This window comes from Pseudomonas sp. CJQ_9 (assembly GCF_043106615.1).
GTDB lineage: Bacteria > Pseudomonadota > Gammaproteobacteria > Pseudomonadales > Pseudomonadaceae > Aquipseudomonas > Aquipseudomonas juntendi.
Map to the genome: position 1 here is coordinate 24,395 of NZ_JBICMS010000092.1, position 15,769 is coordinate 40,163.

Annotated in this window: 15 protein-coding genes; 9 read left to right on the top strand and 6 right to left on the bottom strand. The window is 62.1% G+C overall.

Annotated features, from left to right (window positions below; translation table 11 throughout):
• Positions 1–2 precede the first annotated feature (2 nt).
• Positions 3–1,208 (bottom strand): nicotinate phosphoribosyltransferase, encoded by a 1,206-nt coding sequence (gene pncB / locus ACF8SD_RS19290; protein ID WP_173891248.1) that lies wholly within the window; start codon positions 1,206–1,208, stop codon positions 3–5.
• Between the two features lie 466 nt (positions 1,209–1,674).
• Between pncB and ACF8SD_RS19295 the strand changes: the two genes are divergently transcribed.
• The 6 genes from ACF8SD_RS19295 to ACF8SD_RS19320 all read left to right on the top strand — a co-directional run bounded on the left by ACF8SD_RS19295 (position 1,675) and on the right by ACF8SD_RS19320 (position 8,154).
• Complete coding sequence (locus ACF8SD_RS19295; protein WP_173891247.1) at positions 1,675–2,811, top strand: branched-chain amino acid ABC transporter substrate-binding protein; 1,137 nt, start codon at positions 1,675–1,677, stop codon at positions 2,809–2,811.
• Between the two features lie 158 nt (positions 2,812–2,969).
• Complete coding sequence (locus ACF8SD_RS19300; RefSeq protein WP_029885723.1) at positions 2,970–3,884, top strand: branched-chain amino acid ABC transporter permease; 915 nt, start codon at positions 2,970–2,972, stop codon at positions 3,882–3,884.
• Positions 3,885–3,886: 2 nt separating this feature from the next.
• Positions 3,887–5,188, top strand: coding sequence for a high-affinity branched-chain amino acid ABC transporter permease LivM (gene livM, locus ACF8SD_RS19305; RefSeq protein ID WP_009683305.1), 1,302 nt, complete (start codon positions 3,887–3,889; stop codon positions 5,186–5,188).
• Entirely contained in the window at positions 5,185–6,060 is an 876-nt protein-coding gene (locus tag ACF8SD_RS19310) for an ATP-binding cassette domain-containing protein (RefSeq protein WP_392484406.1), read from the top strand. Before livM ends, ACF8SD_RS19310 begins: the two co-directional genes overlap by 4 nt.
• Positions 6,057–6,773 carry an ABC transporter ATP-binding protein gene (locus ACF8SD_RS19315; RefSeq protein ID WP_392484407.1) on the top strand — a complete coding sequence of 239 codons (717 nt, stop codon included), beginning with the start codon at positions 6,057–6,059 and terminating at the stop codon, positions 6,771–6,773. The genes ACF8SD_RS19310 and ACF8SD_RS19315 overlap by 4 nt, the downstream gene beginning before the upstream one ends.
• A gap of 613 nt (positions 6,774–7,386) precedes the next feature.
• Positions 7,387–8,154, top strand: coding sequence for an SDR family oxidoreductase (locus tag ACF8SD_RS19320; protein ID WP_173891245.1), 768 nt, complete (start codon positions 7,387–7,389; stop codon positions 8,152–8,154).
• A 35-nt stretch (positions 8,155–8,189) separates the two neighbouring features.
• Here the strand turns inward: ACF8SD_RS19320 and ACF8SD_RS19325 are convergent, their stop codons facing one another.
• The 3 genes from ACF8SD_RS19325 to ACF8SD_RS19335 form a co-directional block, all read right to left on the bottom strand.
• A complete protein-coding gene (locus ACF8SD_RS19325) occupies positions 8,190–9,287 on the bottom strand; it encodes an AGE family epimerase/isomerase (RefSeq protein WP_173891244.1) in 1,098 nt (365 codons plus the stop codon).
• Between the two features lie 108 nt (positions 9,288–9,395).
• The gene (locus ACF8SD_RS19330; protein WP_173891243.1) at positions 9,396–10,028 is read right to left on the bottom strand and encodes a TetR family transcriptional regulator; all 633 of its coding nucleotides are present in this window, start codon (positions 10,026–10,028) and stop codon (positions 9,396–9,398) included.
• Between the two features lie 121 nt (positions 10,029–10,149).
• Entirely contained in the window at positions 10,150–10,647 is a 498-nt protein-coding gene (locus tag ACF8SD_RS19335) for a phage infection protein (RefSeq protein ID WP_392484408.1), read from the bottom strand.
• Between the two features lie 337 nt (positions 10,648–10,984).
• Between ACF8SD_RS19335 and ACF8SD_RS19340 the strand changes: the two genes are divergently transcribed.
• On the top strand, positions 10,985–13,051 hold the full coding sequence (locus tag ACF8SD_RS19340) for an AsmA family protein (RefSeq protein WP_173891241.1): 2,067 nt from the start codon (positions 10,985–10,987) through the stop codon (positions 13,049–13,051).
• A 336-nt stretch (positions 13,052–13,387) separates the two neighbouring features.
• Here ACF8SD_RS19340 and ACF8SD_RS19345 read toward each other — a convergent pair whose 3' ends face one another.
• Together ACF8SD_RS19345 and osmE are read right to left on the bottom strand one after the other, a co-directional pair.
• Entirely contained in the window at positions 13,388–13,918 is a 531-nt protein-coding gene (locus ACF8SD_RS19345) for a bacterioferritin (protein WP_009683295.1), read from the bottom strand.
• A 47-nt stretch (positions 13,919–13,965) separates the two neighbouring features.
• Complete coding sequence (gene osmE / locus ACF8SD_RS19350; RefSeq protein ID WP_173891240.1) at positions 13,966–14,307, bottom strand: osmotically-inducible lipoprotein OsmE; 342 nt, start codon at positions 14,305–14,307, stop codon at positions 13,966–13,968.
• A gap of 123 nt (positions 14,308–14,430) precedes the next feature.
• On the opposite strand from osmE, the gene ACF8SD_RS19355 reads away from it, so the two are divergent.
• Both ACF8SD_RS19355 and ACF8SD_RS19360 read left to right on the top strand, forming a co-directional pair.
• A complete protein-coding gene (locus ACF8SD_RS19355; RefSeq protein ID WP_173891239.1) occupies positions 14,431–15,321 on the top strand; it encodes a triacylglycerol lipase in 891 nt (296 codons plus the stop codon).
• A 92-nt stretch (positions 15,322–15,413) separates the two neighbouring features.
• Positions 15,414–15,701: a PsiF family protein gene (locus ACF8SD_RS19360; RefSeq protein WP_173891238.1), complete on the top strand. Its 288-nt coding sequence runs from the start codon at positions 15,414–15,416 to the stop codon at positions 15,699–15,701.
• Positions 15,702–15,769: the final 68 nt, after the last annotated feature.

Sequence of the window (15,769 nt, forward strand, 5' to 3'; positions counted from 1 at the left end):
GGTTACTCCTTGCTGGGGACTTTGAAAACGTGACGCATGTAAGCAACGAAGTTGGCGTCGCGGCACTGGGTCTTGGCCGCTTCGTCGGAAATCTTGGCCACCGGTGCGCCGTTGCAGTCGGTCATTTTAAGCACGATGCTCATGGGGACCACACCCGGTATGTCGCAGGTCAGGTTGGTACCGATGCCAAAGCTGACGTTGATGCGCCCGCGCAGGGCCCGGAAGATTTCCAACGAGCGGGTAAGGTTGAGGCTGTCGGAAAACACCAGGGTCTTGGTCATCGGGTCGATACCCAGTTTCTGGTAATGGGCGATCGCTTTCTCGGCCCAGGCCACCGGCTCGCCGGAGTCGTGGCGCAAACCATCGAACAGCTTGGCGAAGTACAGGTCGAAATCGCCGAGGAAGGCATCCATGGTGATGCAGTCGGTCAGGGCGATACCGAGCAGGCCGCGGTACTCGCGCACCCAGCAGTCCAGCGCGGCGATCTGGCTGTCGATCAGCCGTGGGCCCAACTGCTGGTGCGCCATGATCCACTCATGGGCCATGGTGCCCAGCGGCTTGATATCCAGTTTCCATGCCAGGTCGACGTTGCTGGTGCCGACGAAACGGCCCGGAAAGTCGTCGCGTAGTACCCGGACCACTTCCTCCTGCACGCGGCTGGAAAAGCGCCGGCGGGTGCCAAAGTCGGCTACCTGCAGTTCGGCCAGTTCGTCGTCGCTGGCGTGGGCGCGCAGCCAGTCGAACTTGCGGTACAGCTGGTCGCGTGCCTCGGCCAGGCGCATATGCGGGTGCAGGTGGCGGTTGCGCACCTCGCTGATGATCGCCAGCAAAGGCACTTCGAACAGGATCACATGCAGCCAAGGGCCTTTCAGGCGCAGGAACAGCTGATCGTGCTCAATGCCAAGGTGCACATAGCGCAGGTTGAAGCGGAACAGCCGCAAAAACCGCAGGAAGTCGGGCTTGAGGAAACTGATGCGCTCCAGGAAGCCCAATTGGCCATCATCGAGCGTGAGGTCGTTGAGCACCTCCAGCTGGTGGCGGATTTCGCTTAGATACGGGCGCAAGTCCTCGCCGTTGCGGCAGCGGAATTCCCATTCGACATCGGCGTCCGGGTAGTTGTGCAGCACACCCTGCATCATGGTGAGTTTGTAGAAATCGGTGTCGAGCAGGTTGTGCACGATGCGCTGGGCGAATGCGCTCTCGCTCATCAAAGGGGCTCCGGAGGCGGCGAATGGGGAACATTGTGCCAGCCTTTTCGGCCTTGTTGTGTGTGCGCTGGCCTCTTCGCGGGTGAACCCGTCCTACAGGGCCGCGTATCTGCCAAATCCGCGTGTTTTTCGGTGCACCCGCCGGCCTTGAAACGGTGCTGCCTGTAGCAGTCGCGCACCACGGGTGTGCAGTTCGGTGACGTCTGCTGTTACAGGCCGGTTGCACGTAAACACATGGCAGGGTTGCAATGATGGCACGCGGTGGTTGCTCCTTGTCTGTGCGGGTGGTGGCGCCCGGCGCGTGGCAGACGGTTGCACGCTCAATAAAGAAAAGGCCGTCGGTCGCCTGTGCGCGCCGGTGGTGGTGTGATTTTCCGTAAGACAAAACCGATGGCACGGCCCTTGCTCTGAGCATTGGGCTGAGAAGTTGTAGTGCCAACCAAAAAAACTCTAGGAGCACCACCTCATGTCGCAGACGTTTTACAAGAAAGGTTTCCTGGCGCTTGCCGTAGCCACGGCACTGGGTGTTTCTTCGTATGTCCAGGCCGACGTCAAGATCGGTGTAGCGGGGCCGATGACCGGGGCCAACGCAGCGTTTGGCGAGCAGTACATGAAAGGTGCGCAAGCTGCGGCCGACAAGATCAACGCCGCGGGTGGCGTGAATGGCGAGAAAATCGTACTGGTCAAAGGCGATGACGCCTGCGAACCGAAACAGGCCGTTGCCGTGGCCAACCGCCTGGTTGACCAGGACAAGGTGATCGGGGTGGTCGGCCACTTCTGTTCGTCCAATACCATCCCGGCCTCCGAGGTGTATGACGAGGCTGGCGTGATCGCCATCACGCCCGGTTCGACCAACCCACAGGTCACCGAGCGCGGCCTGAGTGCCATGTTCCGCATGTGTGGCCGTGACGACCAGCAGGGCGTGGTCGCCGGCGACTACATTGTCGACGTGCTCAAGGGCAAGAAAGTCGCGGTGCTCCACGACAAGGACACCTACGGGCAAGGCCTGGCTGATGCCACCAAGGCACAGCTGGAAAAACGTGGCGTCAAGCCTGTGTTGTACGAAGGCCTGACCCGGGGCGAGAAAGACTTCAGCGCCGTGGTCACCAAGATCCGTGCTGCCGGTGCCGATGTGGTCTACTTCGGCGGCCTGCACCCGGAAGCCGGCCCGCTGGTGCGCCAACTGCGCGAACAGGGCCTGAAGGACGTCAAGTTCATGTCGGATGATGGCATTGTCACCGACGAGCTGGTGTCTACCGCCGGCGGCGCGCAGTATGTCGATGGCGTGTACATGACCTTCGGCGCCGACCCGCGCCTGCTGCCAGACAGCAAGGCCGTGGTCGAGGAGTTCCGCAAGGCAGGCACTGAACCGGAAGGCTATACCCTGTACGCCTACGCCTCGCTGCAGGCCCTTGCCGCCGCCTTCAACGGCGCCAAGTCGAACAAGGGCGAAGACGCTGCCAAGTGGCTCAAGGCCAACCCGGTGCAGACCGTCATGGGCGAAAAGAAGTGGGACAGCAAGGGCGACCTGACCGTGTCCGACTACGTGGTCTACCAGTGGGACAAGAGCGGCAAGTACCACCAGCTGGACAAACAAAAATAATAACGGCCTCCCGCCCGGGTTGCGCATGCGCCCGGGCCTGAGCCCCCGCGGTACCTGTCCTTATTCGGAGACCTGCACGGTCGTGCACTGCTGGGGCCGCATTGTCCGTGGCCTTGCGTGGTCGGCATGCGTGCAGTCTCGCTCAGTGAGATTGCGTTATGGATGGTATTTTCCTGCAGCAACTGGTCAACGGCCTGACCCTCGGGTCGGTCTATGGCCTGATCGCCATCGGCTACACAATGGTCTATGGCATTATCGGCATGATCAACTTCGCGCACGGCGAGGTGTATATGATTTCCGCCTACCTGGCGGCGATCAGCCTGGCATTGCTGGCCTATTTTGGCGTCGAGTCGTTTCCCCTGCTGATGCTGGGCACGCTGTTGTTCACCATCGTCGTCACGGGTGTGTACGGCTTCACCATCGAGCGCATCGCCTACAAGCCGCTGCGTAACTCTACCCGCCTGGCACCGCTGATCAGCGCCATCGGCATTTCGCTGATCCTGCAGAACTACGCACAGATCAGCCAGGGCGCTCGCCAGCAAGGCGTGCCAACCCTGCTCGAAGGCGCCATGCGCATCGACGTCGGCACCGGCTTCGTGCAACTGACCTACACCAAGATCTTCATCCTGGTGGCGGCATTTGTCGGCATGGGCCTGCTGACCTACGTCATCAAGTACACCAAGCTCGGCCGCATGTGCCGCGCTACCCAGCAAGACCGCAAGATGGCCTCGATCTTGGGCATCAACACCGACCGGGTCATTTCCTACGTATTCGTCATTGGTGCAGTGATGGCCGCCCTGGCAGGGGTGCTGATCACCATGAACTACGGCACCTTCGACTTCTATGCCGGCTTCATCATCGGTATCAAGGCATTCACCGCTGCAGTGCTCGGTGGCATTGGCTCCCTGCCTGGCGCCATGCTCGGCGGAATCATCCTGGGGATCTCCGAATCGCTGTTCTCCGGCCTGATCAACTCCGACTACAAGGACGTGTTCAGCTTCTCGCTGCTGGTGATGATCCTTATCTTCCGCCCACAAGGCCTGCTGGGTCGCCCGCTCGTGGCTAAGGTGTGAACATGTCGATTGCCAAAATTGCTTCTGCCTCTGAAACCAAAGGTTTCGATATCAAACGCAGCCTGCTCGAAACCCTCGTCGCCGGCCTGCTGGCGCTGATCGTGTTTGGCCCGATCGTCGGCGTGGTGCTCGACGGTTATACCTTCAACGCTGAACCGCGCCGCGTGGCCTGGCTGGTAGGTGGCGTGATGCTCGGGCGTTTCCTGCTCAGCCTGTATGTGCAGACCGCTGCCGGCCGGCGCATGCTCGAAGGCTTCGACAGCGGTGGCTCGGGCGTGCATGTGCGGGCGCCGAACTATGTGTCGCGGCTGCGCTACATCATCCCGGCGCTGATCGTGATTGCCATCGTCTTCCCGATCTTCGCCAACAAGTACCTGCTGACCGTGGTCATCCTCGGCCTGATCTATGTGCTGCTGGGCCTGGGCCTGAACATCGTGGTCGGCCTGGCCGGCCTGCTCGACCTGGGGTACGTGGCCTTCTACGCCATTGGCGCCTACGGCCTCGCTCTGGGTTACCAGTACCTTGGCCTGGGCTTCTGGAGTGTGCTGCCGCTGGCAGCCATTGCGGCGGCCCTTGCCGGTTGCATCCTGGGCTTCCCGGTGCTGCGCATGCACGGTGACTACCTGGCAATCGTGACGCTGGGCTTTGGCGAGATCATTCGCCTGGTGCTGAACAACTGGCTGTCGTTCACCGGCGGCCCCAACGGCATGCCGGCGCCGTCGCCGACCTTCCTTGGCCTGGAGTTCGGCCGCCGGGCCAAGGACGGTGGGGTGCCCATCCATGAGTTCTTCGGCTTTGCCTACAACCCCAACCTCAAGTTCGTGTTCATTTATGCGGTGCTGTTCATGGTCGTGCTGGCCGTGCTCTACATCAAGCACCGCTTGACCCGCATGCCGGTCGGCCGGGCCTGGGAAGCGCTGCGCGAAGACGAGATCGCCTGCCGTTCGATGGGCCTGAACCACGTGCTGGTCAAGCTCTCGGCCTTCACCCTGGGTGCTTCCACCGCGGGTTTGGCCGGCGTGTTCTTCGCCACTTACCAAGGTTTCGTGAACCCCTCGTCGTTCACCTTCTTCGAGTCGGCCTTGATTCTCGCCATCGTCGTGCTGGGTGGCATGGGCTCCACCGTAGGCGTCGTCATTGCCGCATTCGTGCTGACCGTGGCACCCGAGTTGCTGCGCAGCTTCTCCGAGTACCGGGTGCTGCTGTTCGGCGTACTGATGGTGTTGATGATGATCTGGCGACCGCGGGGGCTGATCCGCATCAGCCGTACCGGTGTGACCCCGCGTAAAGGAGTGGCGCCATGAGCGACGAAATCATTCTGTCGGTCGACAACCTGATGATGCAGTTCGGCGGCATCAAGGCGCTCAGCGACGTGAGCCTGAAGGTCAGGCGCAACCAGATCTTCGCCCTGATCGGCCCCAACGGCGCCGGCAAGACCACGGTGTTCAACTGCCTGACCGGCTTCTACAAGGCCAGTGGCGGGCGCATCGAACTGAATGTGCGCGGTAGCCACACCAATGTGATCCAGCTGCTGGGCGAGCGTTTCCAGGCGGCCGACTTCGTTTCGCCGGCACGCTTTGCCCGCCGCCTGTACTACAAGATGTTCGGCGGCACCCACCTGGTCAACCGCGCGGGCCTGGCGCGCACCTTCCAGAACATCCGGCTTTTCAAGGAAATGTCGGTGGTGGAGAACCTGCTGGTGGCCCAGCACATGTGGGTCAACCGCAACCTGCTGGCGGGGGTATTCAATACCAAGGCCTACCGCAAGGCCGAAAGCGATGCGCTGGACCACGCCTTCTACTGGCTGGAGGTGGTCGACCTGGTCGACTGCGCCAACCGCCTGGCCGGTGAGCTGTCGTATGGGCAGCAGCGCCGCCTGGAAATCGCCCGCGCCATGTGCACGCGACCGAAAATCATATGCCTGGACGAACCGGCGGCGGGCTTGAACCCGCAGGAGACCGAGGCGCTTAGCCAGATGATTCGCGTGCTGCGTGACGAGCACGATATCACCGTGGTGCTGATCGAACACGACATGGGCATGGTCATGAGCATTTCCGACCATATCGTGGTACTGGACCACGGCAACGTGATTGCCGAGGGTGCGCCACAGGACATCCGCAACAACCCGACGGTGATCGCTGCCTACCTGGGTGCAGACGAAGAGGAACTGGTATGAGTGCACCCATTCTCGAGCTGAAGGACCTGGACGTGTTCTATGGGCCGATCCAGGCGCTGAAAAAGGTATCGATGCACATCAACGAAGGTGAGACGGTCAGCCTTATCGGCGCCAACGGGGCCGGCAAGTCGACCCTGCTGATGTCGATATTCGGGCAGCCGCGGGCGGCTTCTGGGCAGATCATCTACCGTAGCACCGACATTACCCGCAAGTCATCGCACTACATTGCTTCCAACGGCATCGCCCAGTCGCCGGAAGGGCGCCGGGTATTCCCCGACATGAGCGTCGAGGAAAACCTGATGATGGGGACCATCCCCATTGGGGACAAGCATGCAGACGAAGACATGCAGCGCATGTACGAACTGTTCCCGCGCCTCAAAGAGCGGCGTAACCAGCGGGCCATGACCATGTCCGGTGGCGAGCAGCAGATGCTGGCGATTGCCCGGGCGCTGATGAGCCGGCCAAAATTGCTGTTGCTGGACGAGCCCTCGCTGGGGTTGGCACCCATCGTGGTCAAGCAGATCTTCTCGACCCTGCGGGAACTGGCGAAGACCGGCATGACCATATTCCTTGTGGAACAGAACGCCAACCACGCCCTGAAACTGTCGGACCGTGCCTATGTGATGGTCAACGGGCAAATTCGCATGACCGGGACCGGGCAAGAGTTGTTGGTCAACGAAGAAGTACGCAGCGCTTACCTGGGTGGGCATTAGTTATCCCTGTAGGAGCGGCCTTGTGTCGCGATGGGCTGCAACGCAGCCCCCTTCCTATGTGGACAACTCAATCTAGCCGGACCTCCAACCCGTTTACCCACAGCCACCAGACCCCGCTTTCCACAAGCCAAATCTTTTCCACCGATAATGTGGAACCGCCTGTGGAAAACATGGTGGTATCCCCGTCCAGCCCAACACCACTAGGCCCTACAGCGTCATGATCATTTTTTGATCAGTGCACCCCTGTGGATTGTTTCCCCAGCCAAATCACGTGATACCAACCACTCCCAGCACTGCGCAGAGCCTGTGTATAACTCTGTGTAAAAACCTTGGACATCCTGCTACAGGCGGCATGCTTGAAAGCCTTGCGCCGCCACCTAAAGGAACGTCGCCGACCACGACAGGCGCCAAGGGTTCCGCCGGACAGCGAAGTTGCCCCCAATCCGTGGGGAAAGCCCTGTGGATAACATGCGCATAGCTGGCGCCGAGGCCTCTGCCACAAGGGTTTGCCGCACATGAACAAAAAATGACCAGCCGTCTTTCAGCTTGCCGCCAGCGTCGGCCGCGGGCATGCTGCAAAACTGCCATGACCACCCACTGCGAGGAACAGAGCATGTCATCCACTGTATTCATCACTGGCGCCACCTCGGGTTTCGGCGAGGCCACTGCCCGCCGCTTCGCCGAAGCCGGCTGGAAGCTGGTGCTAACCGGTCGTCGCAAGGAGCGCCTGGACGCCTTGTGCGCCGAGCTTGCTGCCAAGACCGAAGTGCATGGCCTGGTACTCGATGTGCGTGACCGCAAAGCCATGGAGCAGGCCATTGCCAACCTGCCAGCCGGCTTCGACAAACTGCAGGGCCTGGTCAACAACGCCGGCCTGGCCCTGGGCGTGGATGCGGCGCAGAACTGCAGCCTGGACGACTGGGAAACCATGGTCGACACCAACATCAAGGGCCTGATGTACACCACCCGCCTGCTGCTGCCACGGCTGATTGCCCATGGCCGTGGGGCGTCGATTCTCAACGTCGGTTCGGTGGCCGGCAACTATCCGTACCCGGGCAGCAACGTGTATGGCGGCACCAAGGCCTTTGTCGGGCAGTTCTCGCTGAGCCTGCGCTGCGACCTGCGTGGCACAGGTGTGCGTGTGAGCAATATCGAGCCGGGCCTGTGCGAAAGTGAATTCTCGCTGGTACGGTTCGGTGGTGACCAAGCCAAGTATGACGCCACCTACGCAGGCGCCGAGCCTATCCAGCCGCAGGACATTGCCGAGACCATCTTCTGGATCCTCAACCAGCCCGCGCACATCAACATCAACAGCCTTGAGCTGATGCCGGTGAGCCAGGACTGGGCTGGGTTTTCGATCGACCGGTCGGTCAAGGGCTGAGCCAGGGCCGCTCGGCGGCAACAACCGCGAAGGCTTCAGCTCAGGCGCTGCAAGCCTTCCAGGCAAGTTGCCAGGTGATAGGGTGTGGTCGAAGGCATGTCGTGCCGGCTGACGGCACCCTCGCCATCCCGGCATTCGTACCAGCCAGCCTCGCGCAGGAACCGCGCTTCCAGCACCTGCAACTGTTCAGGCAACCTGGCTTCACCGCCAGCGCGCAGCACCAACGCGCGCAGGTACTCCGCCTGTGCCCAGATGCGCTGGGTGGCGTCCAGCACCTGGCCATCCACGCCCAGCATGGCAAGCACTGCGCCACCCTGCACCCCTTGCTGTTCGGCGCAGCTGAACCCCCGGTCGATCGAGGCATGCAGCGGCGTATCACGCAGCAGCGGGGAGGTGTGCAACAGGTAGAACCATTCGAACTGGTGGCCAGGCTCGTACCAGTTATCCACAGCCGCGCGTGGTTTCTCCAGCATCAGCCCATGGGCCGGTTCGACGAAATGCGCCTGGAGCGCTGCACACAGTTGCAGCAGTGACTGCCGGGTATGTTCGTCGTCGCGAACAGCCAGTACCTGCAGGAAGGCCTCGGCCAGGTGCATCTGTGGATTCTGCAGGGGGCCGCTGCCCAGGTCTGCCCAGTCCTCGCCCAGGCTTGCTTCGTACAGGCCATCGTCCCTGGCGAACTGCTGGTCGATGATGTCGAGGCCGGCATTGAGTGTGGACTCCACTAGGCTTTCGCCCACCTTGCCCCAGTAGTGCGCGCAGGCAAAGACGATGAAGGCGTGGGTATACAGGTCCTTGCGCCGGTCCTGCGGGTTGCCCTGGGCATCGATGCTGTAGAACCAGCCCCCGTGCTCCGCATCATGAAAGTGCTTCTGCAGCGAGCGGAACAGCGCGGCTGCACGCTCGGCGGCGCCCGGTTGTTCGATGCGGCTGCTGAACAGGTACAGCTGGCGGGCGCAGGCCATGGCCCGGTAGCGCTGTACCGGTAACGGCCGGTGCTGGGCGTCCAGGGCTTCGTAGGGCAGTGCCATGTCGGCATTCCAGCCAGGGCCTTGCCACATTGGCACGATGCGCTCGGCGAAGTGCTGGTTGAAACGGGCCAGTGCGGGCAGGGTAGGGCGGGGGTCGGACATGTCGGCGCTCGTGGCTGTCGGGCAGGGCGCCATGGTAGCAGATGTGGGGTTTTCGGTAGCCGGTGGTGCGCTTGCCCGGCTGTCGGGGCGGCGTTGAGCGCAGGGCGCTCAGCCCGGGTTGCCTAACCCTTGCCAATGCCGCGCTCCGACGAAGATGAAGCGCAACTGCTGGGTAATCTTTTCCTGCGGCGAAAGCGCCTGTGGGTAACCCGCTTCTGGGCTGTCGATCAGCTCGGGCAGGGTGGCGAACACGGTCTTCACCACCAGGTCGGCCATTACTGCCAGCGCCGCGCTGTCCAGGTGCTGCCAGCGTTTCATGCGCGCAAGGTCGGTGGCCAAGTCGTCGCTGATGTTCTGACGCAGGCGGGCAATGGCCTGGCGCACCGGCTGTGACCCACCATACTGTTCCCGCGCCAGGAACAGAAACAGCGCGCGGTGGGCGGCGACTACATCGAGAAAGATGCGCACCGAGGCGTCGGTGATGCCGCCCAGCTCGAATTCGTTGTGGCGGACCAGGCGAATGGTCTGGCGGAAGGTGGTATCGATCTCGGCCACCAGGGCCAGGCCCAGGGCGTCCATATCCGGGAAATGCCGGTAAAAGCCGGTTGGCACGATGCCGGCTGTCTTCGCCACTTCGCGCAGGCTGATGCTGCCAAAGCCACGGCCACTTTCCATGAGCTGGCAGGCCGCATCGAGAAGGGCCTGGCGAGTCTGTAGCTTCTGTTCGGCGCGCGGCAGCATGGTGCGGGCTTCTGTGACGGTGAGGCTGGGCACTCTAGTTAAAAAAACGAAGCCCGGTCAATGACCGGGCTGGGAGGGGAGCAAGCGCTGTGACACAGGTTGTTCTTTTCAGCCATGGCAATCAGCTCACGTGGCTGATTGCAACCAGGCGATCCGAACCACCCTCGGCAACGCGGCCGGACTGTTCGATCAGTCGGTCCGAACCACCCTCGGCAACGCGGCCGGATTGTTCGATCAGTCGGTCCGAGCCACCTTCGGCAACGCGGCCGGACTGTTCGATCAGTCGGTCCGAACCACCCTCGGCAACGCGGCCGGGTTGTTCGATCAGTCGGTCCGAGCCACCTTCGGCAACGCGGCCGGATTGTTCGATGAGGCGATCCGAGCCACCTTCGGCAACGCGGCCGGACTGTTCGATCAGTCGGTCCGAGCCACCTTCGGCCACGCGGCCGGATTGTTCGATGAGGCGGTCCGAACCACCTTCGGCGACTGTTTTCAGCGGTTGCGCAATCTCGACAGCGCTCGAACGCGATTCCGCAGTGAGGTGTTGTTCAGCGGCTGGCAGGGCAAAGGCGTTGGCGGCCAGAATGGACAGGGTCAGGGTCAGCAGTTGGCGTTTCATGATTCGGTGCTCCTTTCGGGGGCTGGAAAGTGGGTACGAAGCCAATGCTACGCCGGGTAACGCCAGAGAGAAGTTCATACGGATAATGGTAACAATCGACCATATTGATAGAGCTCGGCGACCAGTCTATTAAGCACCTTCCAGGCTGGTTGATGGCAAAATGCCGAGGTTGTCGTGGGGTAACATGCGCGCGGCCGCGCCACGATTTGCTGAGCGAATGGCCAGGAAAAACTTCGCTAAGATGACGCTACCGATAAAACCCCACGGGTTTTCATCAGTCCCAGATACTAAGTGCCACCGCCGCGCCTGTTTCGAGCCCCGCAAGGAGAATCACGCAATGACGCGACCCGCCAGAATCCTCGTCTGGACCCTCGCCACCCTGCTGACGCTGCTGGCAATACTGGTAGTGGTGATCGCCACCTTCGACTGGAACCGCGTCAAGCCGTTGCTCAACGAGAAGGTGTCCGAGGCCTTGCATCGGCCGTTCGCAATCAATGGCAACCTCGCCGTGCATTGGCGTACCGAGCCAGAAGAAGGCGGTTGGCGTGCCTGGGTGCCATGGCCGCACTTCACCGCCGAAGACCTCACCCTGGGCAACCCTGAGTGGTTGCAGGAGCCGAAGATGGTGGGCCTGGAGCGCGTAGAGTTCCGCCTGGCGCCACTTGCGCTATTGGTGCAGAAGATCAGCATCCCGCGCATCAACCTGACCAAGCCCACGGCCAGCCTGACCCGGTTGGCAGATGGCCGGGCCAACTGGACATTCGACTTCGGGCCGAAGGACGAAAACGAGGCACCTTCCAAATGGCAGCTGGACATTGGTGCCATCGGCTTTGACCAAGGCAATGTCAGCTTCGACGACCAGCCCTTGAAAACCAGCATGAAGGTGCAGGTTGACCCATTGGGCAAGCCAATCCCCTTCAGCGAAATCGTGGGCAAGGCCAGCGCTGAAAAAGTCGGTGGAGCCCAGGATTACGCCTTTGCTTTCAAGGCCCAGGGCCGCTACAAGGGGCAGCCGGTGTCTGGCGCCGGCAAGATCGGTGGCCTGCTGGCGCTGCAGGACGCCACCCAGCCGTTCCCGTTGCAGGCCGACGTGCGCATTGCCGATACGCACGTGGTACTTGCCGGCACCCTGACCGACCCACGCAACCTGGGTGCCCTTGACCTGCGCCTGCGCCTGTCGGGCGCCAGCCTGGGCAACCTCTACCCCTTGACGGGGGTTACCTTGCCCGACACCCCGGCCTATTCCACAGACGGCCGGCTCAGCGCCAACCTGCATGCAGCCGAAGGTGCGCGTTTCAAGTACGAGGGTTTCAACGGCAAGATCGGCGACAGCGACATCCACGGCGACCTGGCCTTCGTCGCCAGCCAGCCACGGCCCAAGCTGACGGGCAAGCTGGTGTCCAACCAGCTGCTGTTCAAGGACCTGGCGCCGCTGATCGGCGCTGACTCCAATGCCGAGCAGAAGGCCCGTGGCGGGGCCAGCAAGCAACCGGCCGGCAAGGTGCTGCCGGTGGAAGAGTTCCGCACCGATCGCTGGCGCGCCATGGACGCCGACGTCACCTTTGCCGGCAAGCGCATCGTGCACAGTGCGCAACTGCCGTTCAACGACCTGGCGGCACATGTGATCCTCGATGACGGGCTGCTACGCCTGGAGCCGCTGCGGTTTGGCGTAGCCGGTGGCAACCTGGCCTCCAACATTCGCCTGGACGGGCGCAGCGTGCCGCTGCAAGGGCGGGCGCAGTTGACTGCGCGTGGCTTCAAGCTCAAGCAATTGTTCCCCGGTTTCGCGCCCATGCAGACCAGCTTTGGTGAGCTCAATGGCGATGCCGATATCAGTGGCCGTGGCAATTCTGTAGCTGCCCTGTTAGGCACGGCCAATGGTGACCTGCGCATGTTGGTCAACGATGGCGCCATCAGCCGCAGCCTGATGGAGATTGCGGGTTTGAACGTGGGCAACTATGTGGTCGGCAAGCTGTTTGGCGATGAGGACGTGCAAATCAACTGCGCGGCGGCCGATGTTGGCATCAAGGACGGCTTGGCCTCGACCCGGCTGTTCATCTTCGACACCGAGAACGCGATTATCTATATCAATGGCACGGCGAATTTTGCCAGTGAGCAGTTGGACCTGAAGATCACCCCTGAATCGAAGGGGCTACGGCTGTTCTCGCTGCGTTCGCCGCTGTATGTACGCGGGCCATTTGCCAAACCCAGTGCGGGTGTACAGGCGGTGCCCTTGGCGTTGCGCGGTGCGGGCATGGTGGCGTTGGGGGTTGTGGCAGGGCCTGCAGCCGGTTTGCTGGCGCTGATTGCACCCAGCAGTGGCGATGATCCGAACCAGTGCACACCGTTGTTGCAGCAGATGAAGGCGGGCAAGGCACCCGCTGCGGTGAACGGGCGTAAATAGCGGGTAGTTGTGTTGCTGGCCATTACCACGCACGGGCTCTGTTTGAGGTGCGGGTTTACCCGCGAATGCGGTGGCGGATGCGACGGTAAATGGCCAGGAGATAGCCGTCGGCAGGCCCGGCCTCTTCGCGGGTGAACCCGCTCTTACGAGGGGCGCTAAGCGCCTAATGCCATTCAGTTAAGTAATTTGGGGCCGCTTTGCGGCCCTTCGCGGGCACGCCCGCTCCCACAGGGATCGCGCATTTCTTGAGTTCAGCGCCGAACGTGTGGGAGCGGGCGCGCCCGCGAAGGGCTGCAAAGCAGCCCCAGTAACGCTTAACTGACTGGCCCCTGGTGCTTACAAGCCTTGCAGCAAGTCGGACATGTCGTCTGCGTGCTCTTCTTCCTGCGCCAGGATGTCTTCGAAGATGCGGCGGGTGGTCGGGTCTTTGTCGCCGATGTACTGGATGATTTCGCGGTAGCTGTCGATCGCGATGCGCTCAGCGACCAGGTCTTCCAGCACCATCTCCTTCAGGGAATTACCGGCCACATACTGAGCATGCGAGTTCTTGGTCAGGTTGTCGGGGTTGAAATCCGGTTCGCCGCCCAACTGCACGATGCGCTCAGCCAGCTTGTCGGCGTGCTCGGCTTCCTGGTTGGCATGCTCCAGGAATTCGCTCGCGGCAACGCTTGCCTTGATACCGCTGGCCATGAAGTAGTGGCGCTTGTAGCGCAGTACACACACCAGCTCGGTCGCCAGCGACTCGTTCAGCAGGCGCAGGATCTGCTCGCGGTCGGCATGGTAACCCTCGGTTACGGCCCCTTGCTCAACATGCTGGCGGGCACGTTCGCGCAGGGTTTTTACATCGGTCAGTTCAGTAGCACTCATGTTTATCTCCGAAAGCATCAGGGTGGTCGTGGCATGCAGGGTGAGACTTACGCGCCGTGAACGGCCTCGCTGTCTTCTTCGCGTTGTTTACAGGTTTTGAAGCCTTTGGCATCAACATGGCCGGTGGCGTCGAAACGCACGTAATACGGTTGTTGCTTGCCTTCGTGATTAAGAATGTAGTCGTTGCAGGTGCCCCCGTGCGGCAGGTCGATCACGTTCGATGGGCTACCGCCAATGGCGATGACCTTCTGCATGGTCATGCCGTGCTCCACCTGCTTGACCAGCGGTTCGTCACGGTAGGTGACGTAGTCGACCGGGTTTTCCGGGCGGCTGCCGCAGGCGGCGAGGGTGGCGCTTGCCAGAAGGATTGCCAGGGTCTGCTTGTACATGGTCCCGCTCCTTGCAAAGGGTCTGTGTGGTTTTGAACAACAGCGCGCGCCAGGAGTTCGATTGCGATGCCCACGAAAGCCACTGTAGTGTTGGCCAAACCTCCACGCAAAGGGTCAGGGGCAATGCAGCAGGATTTGGCCACGCAATACCCCTTGGTACTGGTGCCAGGGATGCTCGGGTTCGTGCGGGCGGGGTTCTATCCTTACTGGTTCGGCATTGTCCCGGCCTTGCGCAAAGGGGGCGCGCAGGTGTTCCCGGTACAGGTTTCGCCGCTGCACAGCAGTGAGGTGCGCGGCGAGCAACTGCTAACCATCATCGAAGACATCTGCAGGCGCACGGGCGCCGCCAGGGTCAACCTCATCGGCCATAGCCAAGGCGCCCTGAGCGCGCGTTACGCGGCCGCCAGGCGGCCAGCCAGGGTGGCATCGGTCACCTCGGTGGCCGGGCCCAACCATGGCTCGGAGCTGGCCGACCATCTGCAACGCACGGCGCCGGGGGATTCGCCCCAGGGGCGCATTCTGAGAGCGATGCTGCATGCCCTTGCCGTGGTGCTGGGGTGGCTGGAAACCGGTTGGCGGCGCGAGCCGTTGCCGGTGGATGTGCATGCCTCGCATCAGTCGCTGACCAGCGCCGGGGTGGCGCTGTTCAACCAGGCTTACCCACAGGGCTTGCCGGCCACCTGGGGCGGGGAAGGCGCCCATGAAGTCAACGGAGTACGCTATTACTCATGGTCCGGCACCTTGCAGCCCGGGCTGACCGACCGGGGGCGCAACCGCTTCGATGGCAGCAACCGTTTCTGCCGCCTGTTCGCCCGCAGCTTCGTCAGGGAAAAGGGCCAGTGCGACGGTATGGTGGGGCGCTTCAGCTCGCACTTGGGGCAGGTGATCGGTGACGATTACCCGCTCGACCACCTCGATATCGTCAACCAGCAGTTCGGCGCCGTAGGGCGGGGTGCCGAGCCGGTGCGGCTGTTCACCGAACACGCCGCGCGGCTCAAGGCGGCAGGCCTTTAACGGCGGATGTGGGGGGCTGGGGGGCTGAAATTCTTGGCTACACTCTCACCTCGACACCCGTGCATCGGGCACGGAGCCCAGGAGACCACTCCATGAAAGTGCTGCACATCCCGTTACTGGCCCTGGCGTTGATGTTCAGCGCCCAAGGCTTCGCTGCCAACACCGCGCAGCAGGAAAAAATGAAAACCTGCAATGCCGACGCCACCGCCAAGGCCCTCAAGGGTGATGAGCGCAAGGCCTTCATGAGCACCTGCCTGAAGAAGAGCGCCCCGCAAACCCAACAGGAAAAGATGAAAACCTGCAACGCCGACGCCACCAGCAAAGCCCTGAAGGGGGACGAGCGCAAAGCGTTCATGAGTGACTGCCTGAAGAACAAATGACCTGCGCCTATGCCTGCGCCGCCAAGGCTGGCAGACTGCGGGCATTCCCGCTGTCTGCCTTCGAGGCT